14 protein-coding genes are annotated in these 19330 nt (G+C 45.3%); 10 read left to right on the plus strand and 4 right to left on the minus strand.

All coding sequences use genetic code 11. From position 1 onward, the window contains the following. Nucleotides 1-51 precede the first annotated feature (51 nt). Together nosR and gorA are read left to right on the plus strand one after the other, a co-directional pair. Nucleotides 52-1356 carry a response regulator c-di-GMP phosphodiesterase, NosR family gene (gene nosR, locus ACYX4W_RS01280; RefSeq protein ID WP_476074462.1) on the plus strand — a complete coding sequence of 435 codons (1305 nt, stop codon included), beginning with the start codon at nt 52-54 and terminating at the stop codon, nt 1354-1356. 242 nt (nt 1357-1598) lie between these two features. Next, nucleotides 1599-2948, plus strand: a complete 1350-nt coding sequence (gene gorA / locus ACYX4W_RS01285) for a glutathione-disulfide reductase (protein WP_476074463.1) — start codon at nt 1599-1601, stop codon at nt 2946-2948. A gap of 173 nt (nt 2949-3121) precedes the next feature. Here gorA and ACYX4W_RS01290 read toward each other — a convergent pair whose 3' ends face one another. Further along, a complete protein-coding gene (locus tag ACYX4W_RS01290; RefSeq protein ID WP_476074464.1) occupies nt 3122-5353 on the minus strand; it encodes a molybdopterin oxidoreductase family protein in 2232 nt (743 codons plus the stop codon). A 259-nt stretch (nt 5354-5612) separates the two neighbouring features. Between ACYX4W_RS01290 and ACYX4W_RS01295 the strand changes: the two genes are divergently transcribed. Then, the gene (locus ACYX4W_RS01295) at nt 5613-8948 is read left to right on the plus strand and encodes an amidohydrolase family protein (protein WP_476074465.1); all 3336 of its coding nucleotides are present in this window, start codon (nt 5613-5615) and stop codon (nt 8946-8948) included. 76 nt (nt 8949-9024) lie between these two features. On the opposite strand, the gene ACYX4W_RS01300 is transcribed toward ACYX4W_RS01295, so the two are convergent. After that, entirely contained in the window at nt 9025-10569 is a 1545-nt protein-coding gene (locus tag ACYX4W_RS01300; RefSeq protein WP_476055650.1) for a hydroxymethylglutaryl-CoA reductase, read from the minus strand. Nucleotides 10570-11001: 432 nt separating this feature from the next. Here ACYX4W_RS01300 and ACYX4W_RS01305 point away from each other — a divergent pair, with 432 nt between their 5' ends. From ACYX4W_RS01305 to ACYX4W_RS01335, 7 genes are all read left to right on the plus strand, one after another. Further along, a complete protein-coding gene (locus tag ACYX4W_RS01305; protein WP_476074466.1) occupies nt 11002-12255 on the plus strand; it encodes an HlyD family secretion protein in 1254 nt (417 codons plus the stop codon). Between the two features lie 2 nt (nt 12256-12257). Beyond that, on the plus strand, nt 12258-14534 hold the full coding sequence (locus ACYX4W_RS01310) for a peptidase domain-containing ABC transporter (RefSeq protein WP_476074467.1): 2277 nt from the start codon (nt 12258-12260) through the stop codon (nt 14532-14534). Continuing rightward, nucleotides 14531-14842 carry a helix-turn-helix domain-containing protein gene (locus ACYX4W_RS01315; protein WP_476074468.1) on the plus strand — a complete coding sequence of 104 codons (312 nt, stop codon included), beginning with the start codon at nt 14531-14533 and terminating at the stop codon, nt 14840-14842. The genes ACYX4W_RS01310 and ACYX4W_RS01315 overlap by 4 nt, the downstream gene beginning before the upstream one ends. 47 nt (nt 14843-14889) lie before the next feature. Next, entirely contained in the window at nt 14890-15111 is a 222-nt protein-coding gene (locus ACYX4W_RS01320) for a hypothetical protein (protein ID WP_476074469.1), read from the plus strand. Between the two features lie 113 nt (nt 15112-15224). After that, complete coding sequence (locus ACYX4W_RS01325) at nt 15225-16223, plus strand: ATP-grasp domain-containing protein (RefSeq protein ID WP_476074470.1); 999 nt, start codon at nt 15225-15227, stop codon at nt 16221-16223. Nucleotides 16224-16430: 207 nt separating this feature from the next. Beyond that, nucleotides 16431-16706, plus strand: a complete 276-nt coding sequence (locus tag ACYX4W_RS01330) for a DUF4258 domain-containing protein (protein ID WP_476074471.1) — start codon at nt 16431-16433, stop codon at nt 16704-16706. A gap of 9 nt (nt 16707-16715) precedes the next feature. Beyond that, the gene (locus ACYX4W_RS01335; RefSeq protein WP_474856474.1) at nt 16716-17159 is read left to right on the plus strand and encodes a helix-turn-helix domain-containing protein; all 444 of its coding nucleotides are present in this window, start codon (nt 16716-16718) and stop codon (nt 17157-17159) included. 121 nt (nt 17160-17280) lie between these two features. Here ACYX4W_RS01335 and hslU read toward each other — a convergent pair whose 3' ends face one another. Both hslU and hslV read right to left on the minus strand, forming a co-directional pair. After that, a complete protein-coding gene (gene hslU, locus ACYX4W_RS01340) occupies nt 17281-18609 on the minus strand; it encodes an HslU--HslV peptidase ATPase subunit (protein WP_118491788.1) in 1329 nt (442 codons plus the stop codon). A gap of 82 nt (nt 18610-18691) precedes the next feature. Then, complete coding sequence (gene hslV, locus ACYX4W_RS01345; protein WP_474804330.1) at nt 18692-19216, minus strand: ATP-dependent protease subunit HslV; 525 nt, start codon at nt 19214-19216, stop codon at nt 18692-18694. Between the last annotated feature and the right edge of the window lie 114 nt (nt 19217-19330).

A 19330-nucleotide genomic window follows, 5' to 3' on the forward strand; every position in this document is an offset into this window, starting at 1 on the left:
AACATGCCATTGCGTGTGATAGTTGTTACGTCGCGTATAAGGATAATTTTTATGACAGAGCCTACTGAACAAGCTACAACCTATACCGTCCTATTTGTCGACGACGAACCTAATATTCTTCGTGCAATTAAACGTGCGCTCTTCACTATGGATATTACACTGCTGCTTGCTGATAGCGGTGCTAAGGCACTGGAGTTGATGAGCAACAACGAAGTCCACGTTGTGATCTCAGATATGAAGATGCCTCAAATGTCTGGCGCTGAGCTTCTTGAACAGGTGGCTATTAATTATCCCGATACATTTAGAGTAGTACTTACCGGCTATGCTGATATCGAATCCACGATTAAAGCAGTCAACCAGGGAAAAATTCATCGCTACCTTCAAAAGCCATGGGATAACGAAGAATTAAAAGCAGTAGTTGAGGAAGGGTTAGAGCGAGTTAAATTAAAAGCTGAAAATACGCGTCTTCAAAAACTTACACGCCTTCAGAATAGAAAGCTCAGAGATGTGAATGCATCGCTAGAACAAGTGGTCCAAAAGCGTACTCGTCAAATTAAAGCTGCACTTAACAAAATTGAAAAGCACAATATTGCCATGGAGCAAGTGCTGTTCAACGTGATTAGCATTAACCCGAACATTAACGGGAAATTTGCCATTGAGGTAAGTGAGCTGTCTTCAAAGCTTGCGCGTATTGCACGTTTGGAGAAAGACGAAATAATACAAGTTCGCTACGCAGGTCTCATATGTGAGCTTGGGCTATTAGGGCTTGAAACCGAAGATTTTAAAGCGCCGTTTTCAAAGCTTAAATATCAGCAGCAACAAAATTATTTATCGCAAACCAAACAGGCTGCACTGATCCTTGCGCCGGCTCACGAACTGCATCAAGTTTCAGATATTATCGAGTTTCAATTCGAGCACTACAATGGCTCTGGTTTGTATAACAAAGTTGCCAAAGAAATTCCCGCAGGGGCGCGCATTTTAGCGATTGCCAGAGATTATTGGCGCTTAGTAACCGGCAGAATGAGCGGCGTTGAAATGAGCCCCCGCGATGCCAAATTAGAAATGAAAAAGCACCGAAATACCCGCTATGATGGCGAGTTTTTGGACCTTTTACTCGAAGCAGAAGATGTGACTACGTCAAAGCTACTTTCGACATCATTGAAGGCTTCACAGCTTAAAGCAGGCATGGTGCTTGCTCAAAATTTATATAACGATAGCCATATTCTAATCCTTCCTGAAGGTCACGTATTTAGTGACGCTACCATTCAAAAACTCGTGCAATTTGAAGAAGAGCGAGGAAAAGCGTTTAGTATTCAAATAGAACCAGAAGAGCTTTCTGCTACTATAAGTGAGTAAGTTCTGAAGGCATTGAGCTTAAATGGGGCTGGCGCAACATAAATTATGGCGGGTTGCGCCACGCCCTTTTATTTAATCTGCATTGTCCCCATTGACTAACTAATTGAAACACTATTAGGCAAACCTCGGTCTTTTAATTAATCTTACAAACAGAACCGTTTAAAAATGATTTGCTGTGCGAACGTGTTTAAGCGTTTATGCTTGTGTTCACGATCGTAAAACCGATAAAGAAGGCTTTTTGAATGACACATTTTGATTATATTTGTATTGGCGGTGGCAGCGGTGGTATCGCATCTGCAAACCGTGCAGCTAAACACGGAAAGAAAGCCGCCATCATTGAAGCTAAAGATATTGGCGGCACTTGCGTAAACGTAGGCTGCGTACCTAAAAAAGCCATGTGGTACGGAGCCCAAATTGCTGAAGCTGTTCACCGCTACGCGCCTGAATACGGGTTCGATTTGTCGGTAAATCACTTTAGTTGGGATAGCCTTATTGCCAGTCGCCAGGCTTATATTGAGCGTATTCATGCCTCATACGACCGCGTTCTCACTGCAAACGACGTTACCTTAATCCGCGGTTTCGCGAAATTCATCGATAACAATACAGTAGAAGTAAACGGCGAAAAGTATACGGCTGACCATATTACGATTGCCGTTGGCGGTCACCCAGTAATTCCGGATATCGAAGGCGCCGAGTACGGCATTGATTCTGATGGTTTCTTTGCATTAAAAGAGCAACCTAAACGCGCTGTTGTGGTTGGTGCTGGATACATTGGCGTCGAGTTAGCTGGTGTACTTCATGCGCTAGGAACAGAGTCACATTTGGTGGTTCGCAAACACGCTCCGCTTAGAAATTTTGATCCCATCATTCATGAGACCTTGGTGGATATGATCCACGCTGAAGGCTGCAAACTGCACGACCATGCCAGCGTAGAGAAGGTGGAAAAGGCTGACGATGGCGAACTATCAGTACATTTAACCAACGGTGAAGTGCTAAAAGCTGACTGCTTAATTTGGGCAATTGGCCGTAAGCCGTCTACCGACAAAATTGATATCGAAAATACTGATGTTGAATTGAGTGATGACGGTACAGTTAAAGTAGATAAGTACCAAAACACCACAGCTAAAAACGTGTACGCGGTAGGTGATATTACCGGTGAAGCAGAGCTTACTCCGGTGGCAGTTAAAGCAGGTCGTTTGCTTAGCGAACGTTTGTTTAACGGCCAAAAAGACGCTCACATGGATTATTCAATGATTCCAACCGTGGTCTTTAGTCACCCACCTATTGGCACAATTGGCCTAACTGAGCCAGAAGCTATTGAAGAATATGGCGAGGACAATATTAAAGTGTACACCTCTAGTTTTGCATCTATGTACACGGCGGTAACCCGCCATCGTCAGATGACCAAGATGAAACTAGTGTGTGCAGGTAAAGACGAAAAAGTGGTAGGTCTACACGGTATTGGTCACGGCATGGATGAAATTTTACAAGGCTTTGCCGTTGCCATAAAGATGGGCGCTACTAAAGCTGATTTTGATGCGTGTGTGGCCATTCACCCTACCAGCGGTGAAGAGTTTGTTACAATGACTTAAGTGTGTGCTCTTCACTGTTTGATTTAGTGTAGAAAAGCTTTTTTAGCGTTACTCTTTCAGGATAGCTACATAAAAGTTCACAGGTGAACGCACAATGAGTAGAAGACCTACTTGTTGAACATACCACTGAAAAACGGCATTTACTTTTAAGTAGATGCCGTTTTTTTATATGCTTAACTTACTTTTTCTAGCTCAACAGGTACGCCATTGAGTACCGCATTTCCTGATAGTTCATCTACCTGCAAATCGTCAGTAAGTATGTTGGTGTTAACCCCTGGGTGCTGACTTGCCACAGACAACTTTATGCCTTTTTTGTTGTGTCCCCATCCATGGGGAATAGAAACCACGCCGGGCATAATTGCATCGGTTATCTCAGCCTCTATGGTTAGTTGGCCAACTCGCGATTTCACGCATACCTCATCACCATCTGCAATGCCGTATTTTGCCCCATCATCAGGGTGAAGCTGCAGCGTACAGCGGTTGTTGCCTTTCACCATACGGGAGCTGTTATGCAGCCAAGAATTGTTGGTTTTAATATGCCTACGCCCTATCAAAACGAGGGACTGATTTTGCGCTGTAACATGGTCCGCTTTTCCAAAGAAATGCGTGTTCACCCTGTCTAAATCAGCCATGAAGTAATCAAAATCTAAGTGAATCTTTTTATCTTCATGGAACAAGGCGTGAGGCAAAGACGGTTGTAGCGGCCCCAAGTCGATACCGTGTGGGTGTGCTTTAAGCACATCAATCGACAACCCGCCTTCCAGAATAGCGGTTGGAGTTTCGCTTAAGTTAGCCTCGACTTTTTCGTTTTTACTTGCTGCTCGACCATAAAGACCTGCTTGTAACAAATCATCGACCACACCTTTAGGCTGCTTGTCCCAAAGCGCAGCATAGTGTGCGGTGTTTTTTCCGTTTAGCGCGTCGAGCCTTTCTGCTAACGAAAGGTATATTTGCCAGTCGCTAAGCTGGTCTTCGTCAATGTCCACCACCGCTTCCGAATACTTAGCGAAATCTCGCACGGCAAAGTTATGAAAAACAACGTCGTAGTGGTCGCGCTCTAGCGCGGTTACTGGAGGAAGAATGACATCAGCATGACGGGAAGTTTCGGTAACATAAAAGTCTACGGCAACCATAAAATCGAGTTGAGAAAATGCGTTATCAAGCTGCTCTGCGTTGGGCGTAGTGACCACTGGATTACCTGCACCAATTACCATGGCCTTAATTTGCCCTTCTCCCGGGGTTAAGATTTCCTCGGCTAAACACGCCACCGGATACTCACCAGCAAATGACGGAAGCCCTCTTACGCGAGAGGTAAATCCACCCATGCTGCCCCTACCTGAAACTGGCAGTACGTCAGCGGCGGGCTGGGTGAACATCATGCCACCCCGCTTATCTAGGTTTCCGGTGAGCATATTGAACAGCATAATGAGATACTGAGTGAGCGTGCCAAAGGCTTGTACGCTAGCCCCCATCCTTCCATAACAAACTGCAGACTCAGCATTGCAGAAGTCCAAAACAAGCTGAGTGATTTGTGAAGCTGTAATACCGGTAAGCTCACTCACCTTTTGTGGTGAATAATCGCGAACGTATTTTTCAACCGCTTTTATATCTTCAGCATAAGGTAAAACTTCATCCATTTTGTGCAGTTGCTTTTCAAACAATACATGCAGCATAGCCAGTAGTAACAGCGCATCACTGCCAGGACGTATAAAGTGATGTTCACAGCTTATATCAGCGGTTTCACTGCGTTTAGGGTCGATAACAACCACTTTCCCTCCGCGTTTTTGAATACCCTTCAAACGTTTTTTCACGTTTGGCACTGTCATAATGCTGCCATTGGATGCCAGCGGGTTCCCGCCGATAATCATGAAATGCTGCGTGTGGTCGATGTCAGGAATAGGAATTTGAGAGATATGACCAAAAAGTCGTCGACTAACAATGTGATGTGGCAACTGGTCAACGGAAGTAGCGGAATAGCGGTTGTGCGATTTCAGCGCACGGTAAAAATAAGGCCCGAATAATATTGAACCCATGTTGTGCGCATTGGGATTTCCTAGATATACACCTACCGCATTGTTACCGTGGGTCTGTTGAATGCGGTGCAAGTTATTAGCAACTAGGTCGAAGGCTTCATCCCACGAAATCTCTTCCCAGGTGCAGTCTTCCCAGGCGCTGTCTCCTCCTTCAAGTCTTACCCTTTTTACAGGGCGCTTTAAACGGTCAGGATCATCATATAAGTCTTTGAGCGCACTGGCTTTCGGGCAAATATGACCTTGGCTAAAGGGGTTATTTTTATCCCCTTTTATTGACAATATTTGACGGCCTTTCGTCGCTACTTCAATGCCACACATTGCTTCACAAAGCGTACAAGTAGAATAATGCAATTGTTGTTCAGCGTCGCTCACGATTATATCCACACATTTCGTTGTTAATAGCTTGTTACGAAATTAGCGACTATTGCTGTAATAGACAAGCATCACTGAAAGTGATGGTGCATTCGTTGAACGTTAATTTTATACCCACAATCGCATTAGGTGAGTGAATCTATCCTACTTTGCAGTAAGATTAACCTTAGTTTTACAATTCAAGAATACGTATCTTCATGTTAAGTCATGTACTCTGATGTAGACAGAAAATAAATAACAAGCGGTTGGAAACACAATTATGATAACGACAAAGAAAAGTTTACTGGCCATCACGCTAGTAAGCGCCCTGGGCTTGGGCGTGGCACCTACTTTATACGCCCAAACCGACAGTGAAGAAAAAACAGAATCCGAACTTGAAACGTGGGAAGTCAGCAACCCACCTTATGCATTAAACGAAGTCACTATCAAAACAAACGAAACCACCTGGTCTAGCTTAGACGTTGCACCAAACGGCGAGTTTATGGTTTTTGACATGCTGGGCGACTTGTACAAAGTGAGCATGAGTGGTGGCGATGCGACCCCGCTGACCCAAGACTTCGCATGGAATATTCACCCTTCAATTTCTCCAGACGGTAAACACATCGCATTTATCTCGGATAAAGATGGGTTAAGCAACGTATGGGTTATGGACATTGACGGCAGTAATCTTCGTCAGGTAACCAAAGAGAAAAGCAATCTTATCCACTCTCCTAAATGGAGCCCAGACGGCGAATACCTAGTGGTAACCAAAGGCATCATGTCTAGCCGTAGTATTCCTGCAGGCGAGATTTGGATGTACCACAAATCAGGTGGTGACGGCCTACAAATTAAAGCTCGTAACAGCGGAAAGCGCGACCAACAAAACATTGCCGACCCTGTATTCTCTCATGACGGCAAGTATATTTACTTTACCGAAAATACGGTTCCGGGCGCCCGCTTTGAATATAACCGCGACCCGTTAGAAGGCATTTTTGCTATCACTCGCTACGACCGCGAAACCGGCGAAGAGAGCCGCTATATTAGCGGTACGGGCGGCGCTGTGGTTCCTACGCCTTCACCTGACGGTAAATACATCGCTTTTGTGCGTCGCGTTAAAGATAGAACTGCGCTTTTCATTAAGGACATCAAGACAGGTGAAGAAACACCACTGACGTTAGAACTAGAGCGAGATATGCAGGAAGGCTTTGGTTCGGAAGGTTACTTTGCCTACTTTGACTGGATGCCAGGCAGCAGCGAAATCGTATATTGGACGGGCGGTAAGTTCCACACTATCAACGTGAAAGATAAAACCACCAGCACCATGGACGTAACCGTTGAAGGCACGGTGAAATTTGCCGATGCGTTACGCTTTGACGTAGATGTCGCACCTGATGAATTTGACGTTCGCATGATCCGCTGGTCTCAAATGTCGCCCAACGGTAAATCCGTACTCTTCCAAGCGTTAGGTAAACTTTATGTGCGCGATGTTAAATCTGGCAAAATTAAGCGTTTAACGAAACAAAACGACCATGACGAATACTATCCGCGCTTTTCAAACGATGGAAAGTCGATTGTTTATACCACTTGGAATGACCAAGACTTAGGCACCGTTCGCGTGGTTTCTGCTCGCGGCGGTAAAGGAAAGGTTATTACCCAGCAGCCAGGCCACTACATCGAACCGTCGTTCTCTGACGATGGCGAGAAAGTAGTTTTCCGCAAGTTTACAGGCGGCTACCTGCTAGACTCGAAATACTCAGTTGAGCCTGGAATTTACGTAGCAGACCTTGAAGAAGACACCGTAGAAAAAGTCTCTGAAGGCGGCTACAACGCGCATTTCGCGGGTAACGATGACCGAGTGTATTTCACCGAATCAGCGGGCGGCGAAGCTTACTACGAAACTCAGCTTTCAAGCGTAAATCTTAAAGGTAACGACAAGCGAACTCATCTTTACGGTGCAGATAAGGTAAGTGAGTACAAACTTTCACATGATAAGAAATGGGTTGCGTTTGTTTACCAGTTCAAAACCTACGTGGCGCCTTTCGTCGAAAATGGCAAGCGCATTACCATAGGCCCGAACATGACCTCACTGCCGGTAACGCAGCTTTCAAGCCGCGCAGGTGAATACTTAACGTGGTCGCCTGATAACAAAACCCTAAGCTGGTTTAACGGCCCTACGCTATTTAGCCGTTCACTTGATGAAGCCTTTGCCTTTGTAGATGGCGCAGCGGAAACCTTACCTGAGCCGGTAGCTGAAGGTATGGATTTGTCGTTTACCACTAAAGCTGACAAGCCATCTGGTTACAAAGCTTTGGTTGGCGGTAAAGTGGTAACCATGCGCGATGCCGACAACACCCAAGAGGTGATTGAAGATGGTGTTGTGCTGATTAAAGACAACCGCATTGAAGCAGTGGGTAAACGTGGTGATGTGACCATTCCTGATGATGCAATGCAAATAGATACAACGGGTAAAACCATTATCCCAGGGCTTGTTGATGCGCACGCTCACGGCTCACAGGGCCGCAATGAGATTATTCCTCAGCAAAACTGGAGTCAGTACTCGAACGTGTCATTCGGTGTCACTACCATTCATGACCCATCAAACGACACGACAGAAATTTTTGCTGCGGCAGAATTACAGCGTAGAGGCGATATTGTTGCGCCGCGTATCTACTCCACCGGCACGATTTTATACGGTGCAGAAGGCCTAGGTTACAAAGCGATTATCAACAATTATGAAGATGCCTATTTCCACGTAGAGCGCTTAAAAGAAGCCGGTGCTATTTCAGTAAAAAGCTACAACCAGCCCCGTCGTGACCAGCGCCAGCAAGTGCTGTGGGCGGCAAAAAATCAAGAGATGATGGTAGTGCCTGAGGGTGGCGGTAAGTTACAACAAAACCTGACTATGCTAGTAGATGGCCATACGGGTCTTGAGCACAGCATTCCTGTGGAAAAAGGTTACAGCGACATCACTCAACTATGGAAAGCGACAGAGTTTGGCTACACGCCGACCTTCGTTGTGTCGTACGGCGGCATGATGGGTGAAGAGTATTGGTACGATAAAACAGAAGTGTGGAAGAACCCGCGCCTTCTTCGCTATACCCCGTCGACTATTCTAGACAGCCGTGCGATCCGCAGACCTACTGCGCCAGAAAATCAGTACAACCACCAAAACGTTGCAAGCTACGCCAAAGAGCTTCGAGATAATGGGGTCAGTGTACATATTGGCGCTCACGGCCAGCGTGAAGGCTTAGCAGCGCACTGGGAGTTGTGGATCATGGAACAAGGCGGCTTCACGCCTTGGGAAGCGCTACGCGGTGGTACTATTGATGGCGCGAAACACCTAGGTATGGGCAAAGATCTTGGCAGTATCGAAAAAGGTAAGCTTGCTGACCTAGTTGTGATTGATGGCGATGTGCTTAGCGACATTAGAAAGAGTGAATTCGTAGAATACACTGTACTAAATGGACGCGTATACGAGTCGGCCACCATGAACGAAGTAGGCAGTAAGAAAAAACGTAAACCGTTCTTCTTTGAACAAGACAATGCGACCTTTATGCCGCAACAAACGGCTGATGAAGTGGAAGCGAAAGCGCACCACTATCATTGGGAGCATTAGTAAATGAACCGCTAAACAAAAGGGGCTTCACATAATGTGAAGCCCCTTTTTACTTTCCGTTAGTTAAATTTACTTGCTACCGGTTACGCCCATACTGTTCGTGTGACGACACCCAGTCTGACGAACTAATGGCTGACGCTAGCGATATCTCACCGGCCAGCACAACCGACGCCACGATTTCTGCAAATTTATACACGCGATCTCGCCCGTAGCAGTCTAACAGTTCCAAGCACTCTCGCTGGGTACCAATACCAGTACCACCGCCATAGGTAGCCACAATAAGCGATGGTATGGTGATAGACACATATAAGTCGCCATCGTCGGTAAGTTCGGAATACATCATGGCCGCTGACGATTCAGATACGTTGGCTACGTCTTGCCCTGTTGCTATAAACATAGCGGTAATACCGTTTGGCGAATGAAGACCGGTGTTATTCACACCAGATAAGAATGATCCTACGCCAGCCACACGGCCGTGATAATCTATTTGTTTAGGGTCGACGCGCATTACCTCTAACAAATGCTCTCGCTTAATAGTGGCTTCAGCTGTCACCCGTTTACCACGGGTACGCATAATGTTTATTTGAGAGGCTTTTTTATCGGTCGCAAAGTTAGATTCAAGATAGAAGTTTTCTATTCCCTCGTAATGGTCGAGTATCCATCCGCAGGCAGCAAAAGTTGCGCGCCCCACCATGTTCTGACCTGCAGCATCACCGGTTTTAAAGTTAAACCGTAAAAACGCAAATTTGTTAGACAGAAAGTGGTCGATGTAGGTTAGCTTAGCCACGCTTGAGGTCGCTTCAGCTTCTTCTTTAATCTTTTCAAAGTTTGATTTTATCCACTTAACGAAGTCTCTGGCACCTCGCGCATTTTCAAAGATAAATACCGGCGCGCGCTGCATGGCATCATCAACTACTGTTGCCGTTACGCCACCACTCATGTTAAGTAGCTTCATACCGCGGTTGTACGACGCTACCAATGTGCCTTCAGTAGTCGCTAGTGGTACTACAAAATCACCTTGAGCGTGTTCGCCGTTTATAGTCAACGGCCCAGCAATACCGATAGGAACCTGCGCCACGCCAATGAAATGCTCGATATTGCCTTTAAGCGCTTGCGGGTCGATTGAGTACTTACCTACGTGGTCAATTTTCTTGCCTGTAGCGCTTTCAAAATATTCTTGGCGTGTTTTTATAATGCTTTCGCCATAATCATCCATATCGTCACGAGGAATAAAGGCACTGCGTTGTCCTGGCGCCGTAATATTATCTTCTACTTCAAATTTAAGTTTTCCGAATGGAGAAGCAGAAAAACAAATACCTAGCTTTCGCTTTTCCGGACAAGGTGCTTCGTCGATGTCTAAGTGAACGGTAATAGTTTGACGCAAGCCAAACGGCTCTCCGTCCGACTTATTTAACGCTTCAACAGAAATACAGGAATCGGGGGTAAGCTGGAGTGAAATTTTTTCTTCAGGGATTTTCTCTCCATCAAGGGAAATCCATTTTACTTCCTTGATTGTCGCGTCTTTTAATCTGTTTTTAAGAGAAAAAGATAAGCCTTTATTTGTTTTTGTAAGGCTTGCACGTGTGTAAAGTTGTTTTAAAAGTATGCTGGGTACAAACATCTTGCTTCCTTTTACGTATTCTTACCGTGTTATTTTCATATTTCCTTGTTTTTTATAGCACATTCTTTAGACACTTCTATGACTTCTTTGCATCTCTTCGCCGTTTTCTTGTGCAATATCAACTTTCAAATTTAGGCCAAGCGCTTTCAAAAATGCGCCAAGCCCAATGAGGCTGCATGCTACAGAAAAATAGACCTTAAGCACCATTCATCAAGTTCTCACTCCGCCTAAAGTAAATACCGTCACTGCAGTAACGTTGACCACAAGGTATCTGGTAGTAACAAAACGGAGGCGTCACGGATTACGATGCCAAGGATTAATCGCCGATATGGAAGCGGCAGCCAGATACTCTTTATGTGCAAACTAGCACCTAGAAAAAGGGTTGCTTTAACAGGACCCCAAGCGCAAGTAGCGAATTATATAGGGATGAAGATGAGAACAGGGTTGTTTAGAAAAGAAGTTATTGATGAGCAATCGAATGCCGTTGAGGGGAGCTTTTTAATGACCCCTAAACCAGCCTATTCAGCAATAGCAGGGCTGCTTGTCGTGTGGATTGTGGCGGTTGCTGCTTACCTGAACATGGAAAGTTATGCGCGAAAAGCTTCGGTAACTGGATGGCTAGAACCCAGCTATGGTGTTTTCAAGCTTTATTCAGACGCAAGGCGAGGAAAAGTGCTCGACGTTATAGTCAGTGAAGGTCAATTAGTCGAAAAGGGCGCACCGCTAATAAAAATTAGCTACAGCAGCGAGGATGCATTAGGCCATAGAGTCAGTACCCAGTTACTTGCCGAACTAGAATCGAAACAAAATCGCACTCACCAAAGTATTAAGCGCCTGCGCACTTTGCACCTAGCCCAGCAGCAGCGCTTGGAAGAGCAGCTTTCCCAGGCTAAACATACCTCAGAAACGTTGAAAGACATTATTGCTCTAACCCAATCACAGTGGCTTCTAGCATCTAAACAATGGGAAAAAGCACAAACCTTACTTAAGCAGGGACATATTAGCCGTGCCGACTTTGAAACCCATTCGCTTAATCGCTTAAATGCAGAGCAGAAACTAGCTTTAGCAAAAAAGGATTGGAATAGCGAGCAAGCCAACATAGCAGCAATAAATCATGAACTCGCTACCTTGCCTGAGCAACAAGCCAACGAGCTGGCAAATATAGAGAATACTTATAGCGATCTCACCCAACAAATTGTGAGTCACAAAAGTAATGCTGAAGAGATAATTTATGCCCCTCGCAGCGGCGTGATATCAGGCCTTCATGTAAAGACGGGATATACCGTTGACAGCGCTCGCCCTCTACTCACTCTACTCCCTCAAAATGCTGACATTCAAGCGCGAATCGCAGTACCCGTGCGCTCAGCAGGATTTTTACAAGAAGGCCAAGCCCTACACATACGATATGACGCCTTCCCTTATCAAAAGTTTGGTGTGCAGTTTGGCGAGATAGTTAATATTTCTTCGTCGCTTGTTTTACCGGGAGAACTTGCCGATGCACCTATTTCAATTAGCGAGCCAGCCTACTTGGTTACTGCCACCTTAGATACAAACGAAGTATTGGCTTACGGCAGCCGTATTTCATTGAAAGCAGGCATGACATTTTCGGCAGATGTTCAATTAAGTCAACGCACGCTTATGGAATGGTTAATGGAACCGCTTTATAGCATTAAAGGGAAGCTGTAATCATGATGAGTTTAACACACCCTCTTTCGGCACAACTGTTTCATACAACAAGCAGGGTACCGGTTATTCTGCAAAGCGAAGCGGCTGAATGCGGACTTGCTTGTATGGCAATGATTGCACAGTACTACTCCGATAAGCGCGACCTTAATACTTTGCGTCAAAGCATATCCGTGTCATTACGAGGAACGACCTTAAAAGACGTAATGCGAATTGCCAGTGACCTGGGCTTTCAAACCCGAGCGGTAAAGATAGAAATGGAGCATCTTGCGCAGTTATCTTGCCCAGCCATTTTGCACTGGGATATGAACCACTTTGTTGTTTTGACAAAAGTGAGAGGGAAGCATATTTTCGTTCATGACCCCGCCCTAGGTAAAAGAAAGCTCAATTTTGAAGAAGCCTCAAAGTACGTTACGGGAATTGCGCTTGAGGTCTCACCAAGTGACACATTTAGCCCCAAAAAGTCTGCGCCTCAACTTGGGCTTACTCAGTTTTTCTCCCGTGCCATTGGCTTCAAACGTAATCTACTAACCCTTTTCGCCTTATCAATAGTACTGCAGCTTTTTGCCCTTGCTGCGCCTTACTACATGCAAACAGTGGTAGACGATGTATTAATTTACAACAACGAGGCCTTGCTCAAAGCTCTTGCTATTGGCTTTGCCCTATTACTGGTTATAGAAACCTTTACAAGCGGTATAAGAAAGTTCGTTATCTTGTCCGTTTCATCCCGCCTACAGCTACAGATGTCTGCATCTGTATTCAAGCATCTTTTAGCTCTTCCCTTAGACTATTTTGATAAACGTCATATTGGTGATGTGGTATCGCGCTTTGGTTCCCTGGCTAGCATTCGGGAATTTTTAACCACTGGGGTCGTTACCGCCATGCTAGATGGAATAATGGCAATCGTCACCTTGGCCGTGATGAGTTTATATTCCTTCAAGCTTACTTTAGTGGTCGTGGTGATAATGCTTATCTATCTGGCCATTCGTCTGGGACTTCTACCATTCATTAAAAGGCATACTACTGAGCGCATTGCTCTGGCCGCTACTGAACAGAGCCACTTCATGGAGAGTGTGCGGGCAATTTTACCTATTCGCGTGTATGGGCAAGAGATACAGCGCCATGGCCTATGGCAGAACAAGCTAGTTGCAACACTTAACAAAGACATCACCTTAGGGAAATTTAACATAGGTAGCACACTGGCAAACCAATTTCTGTTTGGTGTTGAAAACCTAGTCGTTGTTTATATTGGCGCGAACCTTGTCATGCAAGGTACCCTTTCAATAGGCATGTTACTGGCCTTTATGGCATATAAGACAAGGTTTGTAGGTGCTATCGACGGTATAGTTAATAAGCTTATTGAGCTTAATATGCTAGGCGTTCATTTCAACCGCTTAAGCGATATTTTACTTACACCAGTAGAGCAAAAAGCCAAAATTCACCCGCTACATAACACAGAACGTTCGCTCGGCGTTCAAAGTACACAAACGCGTAACCGCCCGGCTTCTACCTCAGATTCACTTAACTCTTCCCTATTTAACTTACTCGATGCTGACTCGCCGGGAAGTAGCACTTTCGACGATGACGCTTTGTCAGGCACTACCGCGCTTAGGGTAAAGTCACTTAGCTACCGCTATGGAGAAAATAGTGAGTGGGTATTTAAGAACCTGACATTTTCAGTAGAAGTCGGCGAAATCGTGGCCATTATCGGCGGCAGCGGCTGTGGGAAAAGCACTTTGCTTAAGTGCTTAATGGGCCTTTATCCAGCTTCACAAGGCAGCATAGAGCACCCTAGTACTGTAAATCCTGTCATCGCTTCTGTGCTTCAAGAGGACGCCTGCTTAAGCGGTACTATTGGGCAAAACATCTGTTGTTTTGAAGAAGCCCCGAACCTCAAGAAGATGGTTTATGTAGCACAGCTTGCCTGTATCCATCACGACATTATGCATATGCCTATGCAATATCACTCGCTAGTAGGCGATATGGGTAGCAGTTTGAGCGGTGGGCAAAAGCAGCGCCTGCTTTTAGCAAGAGCGTTATATCAAGAGCCTGACATTTTGTTCTTAGACGAAGCGAGCAGCCACCTAGATATGGCCAATGAAGCTCAGATAAATCATCACCTCAAATCCTTGAATATGACTCGAATTATTGTGGCACATCGCCCCCAATCTATCGCCTTGGCAGACAAAATTTATCGCCTAGAACAGGGCACATTACAACCATGCTCTCCCTCTGAAGTAACAGGAAGCGCAACATCTGGTAAACACGGAGAAACCCTATGAAAAACCATGAAGTAAGAGAACCCGCAGTATTGATGACAACTGCTGAGCGCATGCAAATAGATGCGAGTGGCATTACCGCTCGTGACACCGTTATTCCCATGGACTGTTTGTCGAAACGTGAGCTACAGGTAGTACACAAAATAATGGAAGGCCGCTCTAACAAAGTGATCGCCTCTGAGCTATTCATCAGCGAGCGAACCGTTAAGTTTCACTGCGCCAACATTTATAAAAAACTCAATATCAGTAGCCGTTCAGCACTTATCGCCTGCTGCTTTCGAACCCTTTACCGAGAAGTGGTTTCGCTTTAAGCGCATCCACTTCTTCACTCAACACGCCACTACAAGGAGCGTACTTTATGAAACACCATCAACTAAATCACAACCAACCAAATCTAAACCCACCAGCAAGCACCGAGCCCGTTGCTTTAGCGGAAGCGCAACTGTTTGAAGTATCCGGCGGTCTACGCGTTCGTTTAAGCGATACCTCACCGGTAGTTGGCCCTGCCCCCAAAGAACCGGTTTATATCACCATGGCTATTGGTGAAGGCGGCGGCAAACTACCAGATATTTTGTCATAGCTCTAAGCCCCCTTAGCGTCAGCATATGGATAGCCAGTGTTTACGAACTGTCCATATGTTGCGCTTTTTAAAAACAATACTCTTTACCCATAACCCGTTAGCAAGGAGCGCGAATGCACGTTGCACTTTTAGGAAGTGAGCAAGATCCACAAATTCAACACGTAGCGAAGGCGCTTAGTCAAACAGCTAGCCCTTTTTATATCGCTAATACGCAACAATTCGGTTCAGCTTGGAGTATTAGCTATGACCCTGATTTTGACGACGGATTAGTCCATTTCAATTCACCGACACTATGTGACCAACCCAGAGTGACTTTTTCGAACACCAAAGCGGCCTACTGGCATGAATATTTGCCGGGAGCTTCGTTGACAGCATCAGGTGAGAATACTCGACCCAATCACGCTGTGAATAATCAGATTAAGACAGATGAGCTTAACAATAAGCCACCTAACCTGTTAGCTGATGCTACTTGGGTCGAGCAAGAACGGGCGAGCACCTTACTGTGTTGGTTTAGCTATAGCGACATCAAATGGGTGAACTCTATCGATGCTGTAAGAAGCCATCAATGTAAACCTTACCAGTCACGGGTTGCAGGCAAGTTGGGTGCACATATACCCTACACCTTCGTTGGCAATGCCCCCGAAGTCGCCTCTCAGTTTTGCAACAACATGCGAGAAGTTATTTATAAGCCAGTACGCGGCGGTCGCACGGCGCAGTTTGTAAATAAACAGTCTAATATGCGCCCGCTCCTAAATTCACTTTTAAATGAGCGCCCTGTGACCTTCCAAAAATATATTGTGGGCGAAAATGTACGTAGCTATGTACTAGGCGATGATGTGCTAAGCGTACAAATCGACTCAAGCGAACTAGATTATAGAAACGACGACAATGCCAGTGTGTCTGTGACTATTATCCCAAACGAGGTGCAGCGTATGGCTATTAAAATTTGCCAAGCGTTAGGCATGCATTGGTGCGCAATCGACTGGCGTAGAAGTGCGAAGGGAAAGTACTTTTTTCTAGAGGCTAACCCCAGCCCTTATTTTCTAAAAGTAGAGAACGATACAGGCCTGGATATAACAGATAAATTGGTGGCGCAGCTTGTGGAGGTTTAGTTTTTATAACACTTTAATAAAGCCCATTTGCTTCTAGGCGCTTTTGTAAACTGCCCTAGGTGTTATTCACATCACTTTTGAAGATGCATATTGACAACACCCACCAAACCTATCAACATGATAGGTAATGGATTAATAATTATGGCCCTAAAGCCCCCCAAAGGCGTTAAGGAATTCCCTCTTAGCGCGGAAACTGCAAGGAAGATAATGAGCGACCTTGCAGAAAACCATACTCATAGGATTCGATGGAGTAAACATGTTAAACAGCGTATGCATGAGCGAGGAATAACTACAGGTCAGGTGATGACTTTACTCAAGAGTAAATACTCAGTTTTTAGGGAAGGACCATATCTTGAAATTACCGGAGATTGGAAATTTAATCTGAAAGGTTTAGCAGCGGGGAAAGTTATCGAACTAACCGTAGCACTAAAGAACCATCATGATAATCCAACTTCAGTTCTAGTTACTGTTTGGATAGTTTGAGAGGTTTATATGTACCATTACACTGAAAGTGGGTTATCAAATGTGTTTTTGAAAAATGGTGTTACTGTTGAGATTGTCGACGGCGAAGAATACACAAGTATTGACGATATGAACGGCCTCCATAGCGCGATCGCTCAAGCGATTGTAGACACCAGCAGACCTCTTGCACACGATGAGTTTAAATTTTTACGTATTGAATTGAATCTTTCTCAAAAAATACTCGCGACTCGGTTTGGTGTAGATGAACAGACCATTGCACGTTACGAGAAAGGTCAAACGAAAATTCCCAGGACGACAGATGCTGCTTTGAGAGCCCTTTACATGGAAAGCCAAGAGAAGAATAACCCTGTGAGTTACTTTCTTGATCTACTTGCCGATACTCAAGCTGAAGAAGCTGCGAGTATAATTCGCCTTGAAGAAATTGAAGCTCAATGGGAAAAAGTGAAAGACTAAATCTTATTTTTTCACATAAAAAAGCCGACTACATTCATAGAGTCGGCTTTTTACTATCTTTTTGTGTAGAAGTGAGCATTCACAACCGAACTACAGGAAGAGGCCTCTACTTAGCATTTATTTAAAGGATGAAACGCGACAGGTCTTCGTTATCTACCAAGGTTTCTAGGTGGCTGTTAACGTAATCTGCATCAATCACAAAGCTCTCACCGCTTTTCTCAGAAGCATCAAACGAAATATCTTCCATTAGGCGTTCAAGCACCGTGTGCAAGCGACGTGCGCCAATGTTTTCGGTGCGCTCATTCACCTGCCATGCTGCTTCTGCAATACGCTGAATGCCCGAATCATCGAAGCTGATATCAACCCCTTCCGTTTTCATTAACGCTACATACTGCTGAGTTAATGATGCATTTGGCTCGGTAAGAATACGTTTAAAGTCGCCCACTTTCAGCGCAGCAAGCTCAACACGAATTGGCAGTCGACCCTGAAGCTCTGGGATAAGATCCGACGGCTTGCTCATTTGGAATGCACCTGAAGCAATAAACAAGATATGGTCGGTTTTAACCATGCCGTGTTTTGTCGATACTGTAGACCCTTCTACAAGTGGAAGCAGGTCACGCTGTACACCTTCACGAGAGACATCGCCTGACGTATTGCCTTCACGCTTACAAATTTTGTCGATTTCGTCTACGAACACAATACCGTGCTGCTCTACTGACTCAATGGCTTTTTCTTTCAAATCTTCTTGATTTACAAGGCGTGCTGCCTCTTCTTCAATAAGCAGTTTGAACGCTTCTTTGATTTTCAGCTTCTTCTTTTTCTTTTGCGAACCCGACAAGTTTTGGAACATGCCTTGAAGCTGATTAGTCATTTCTTCCATACCAGGAGGCGCCATAATTTCTACGCCCATCTGCGGAAGTGCCACATCAATTTCGATCTCTTTGTCGTCTAAGTCGCCTTGACGCAGCTTTTTACGAAATGCTTGGCGAGTGCCGCGATCTTCAACGTCTTCTTTGTTGCCCCACGCGTCTTCTGGTGGAGGAAGCAAAACGTCTAAAATGCGCTCTTCCGCTGCTTCTTCAGCGCGGAACTTCACTTTCTTCATTTCGTTTTCTTTCGTCATTTTTACCGCAATGTCGGCAAGATCACGAATGATGGTCTCAACTTCTTTACCCACATAGCCCACTTCGGTGAACTTTGTCGCCTCAACTTTAATGAAAGGTGCGTTAGCAAGCTTTGCTAAACGGCGAGCAATTTCAGTTTTACCCACCCCCGTTGGACCAATCATCAAAATATTTTTTGGGGTAACTTCTTGGCGCAGCTCAGGCTCAAGCTGCATACGACGCCAGCGGTTTCTAAGTGCAATAGATACAGCGCGCTTGGCATCTTGTTGACCGATAATGTGTCGGTCTAACTCGTGAACAATTTCTCTTGGTGTCATCTCAGACATGAATAAACCCTTTTCTAACAATACTTGTTGTACTTGCTACGCAAACGAGCGACAACAAGCCAATAACAGCGTTCGCTATTACTTAGTAATCTAGTACATCAACCGTTTGGCTATGGTTAGTGAATACGCAAATGTCACCGGCAATGGTCAGCGATTTTTCAGCAATTTCTTTTGCGCTTAGCTCGGTATTGGCTAAAAGTGCGGTAGCAGCCGCTTGTGCATAGTTACCGCCAGAGCCAATAGCGATAAGATCTTGCTCTGGCTGCACTACATCCCCGTTACCGGTAATGATAAATGACGCGGTCTCGTCGGCTACGGCAAGTAGGGCTTCGAGTTTGCGTAACGCCCTATCAGTCCGCCAATCTTTGGCAAGTTCAACCGCTGCCTTGGTTAAATGGCCTTGATGCGCTTCAAGCTTAGCTTCAAAACGCTCAAATAGCGTAAATGCGTCGGCCGTGCCGCCCGCAAAGCCCGCAAGAATTTTGTCGTGGTACAAACGGCGCACCTTGCGCGCATTCCCTTTCATTACGGTGTTGCCCAGTGATACCTGTCCGTCACCGGCCATTACCACTTGATTCCCACGTCGTACAGATACAATCGTTGTCACGTTAATTCCCCGTTTAGCTGGGCGCTGCTGCGTTTAATATGTACCTTTTTCGCGGAACTAAGGCAGCAGCGTAATAATTCAATAACAAATAAGTGGGGGAAGGCATTTTAATTT

The sequence above is a fragment of the Alteromonas sp. ABH4_454 genome (assembly GCF_056311775.1).

Bases quoted from the DNA above. Each gene is read 5' to 3' on its own strand.
- nosR (WP_476074462.1), top strand. From the start codon at position 52: ATGACAGAGCCTACTGAACAAGCTACAACCTATACCGTCCTATTTGTC.
- gorA (WP_476074463.1), top strand. From the start codon at position 1,599: ATGACACATTTTGATTATATTTGTATTGGCGGTGGCAGCGGTGGTATC.
- ACYX4W_RS01295 (WP_476074465.1), top strand. From the start codon at position 5,613: ATGATAACGACAAAGAAAAGTTTACTGGCCATCACGCTAGTAAGCGCC.
- ACYX4W_RS01300 (WP_476055650.1), bottom strand. From the start codon at position 10,569: ATGTTTGTACCCAGCATACTTTTAAAACAACTTTACACACGTGCAAGC.
- ACYX4W_RS01305 (WP_476074466.1), top strand. From the start codon at position 11,002: ATGAGAACAGGGTTGTTTAGAAAAGAAGTTATTGATGAGCAATCGAAT.
- ACYX4W_RS01310 (WP_476074467.1), top strand. From the start codon at position 12,258: ATGATGAGTTTAACACACCCTCTTTCGGCACAACTGTTTCATACAACA.
- ACYX4W_RS01315 (WP_476074468.1), top strand. From the start codon at position 14,531: ATGAAAAACCATGAAGTAAGAGAACCCGCAGTATTGATGACAACTGCT.
- ACYX4W_RS01320 (WP_476074469.1), top strand. From the start codon at position 14,890: ATGAAACACCATCAACTAAATCACAACCAACCAAATCTAAACCCACCA.
- ACYX4W_RS01325 (WP_476074470.1), top strand. From the start codon at position 15,225: ATGCACGTTGCACTTTTAGGAAGTGAGCAAGATCCACAAATTCAACAC.
- ACYX4W_RS01330 (WP_476074471.1), top strand. From the start codon at position 16,431: ATGAGCGACCTTGCAGAAAACCATACTCATAGGATTCGATGGAGTAAA.
- ACYX4W_RS01335 (WP_474856474.1), top strand. From the start codon at position 16,716: ATGTACCATTACACTGAAAGTGGGTTATCAAATGTGTTTTTGAAAAAT.
- hslU (WP_118491788.1), bottom strand. From the start codon at position 18,609: ATGTCTGAGATGACACCAAGAGAAATTGTTCACGAGTTAGACCGACAC.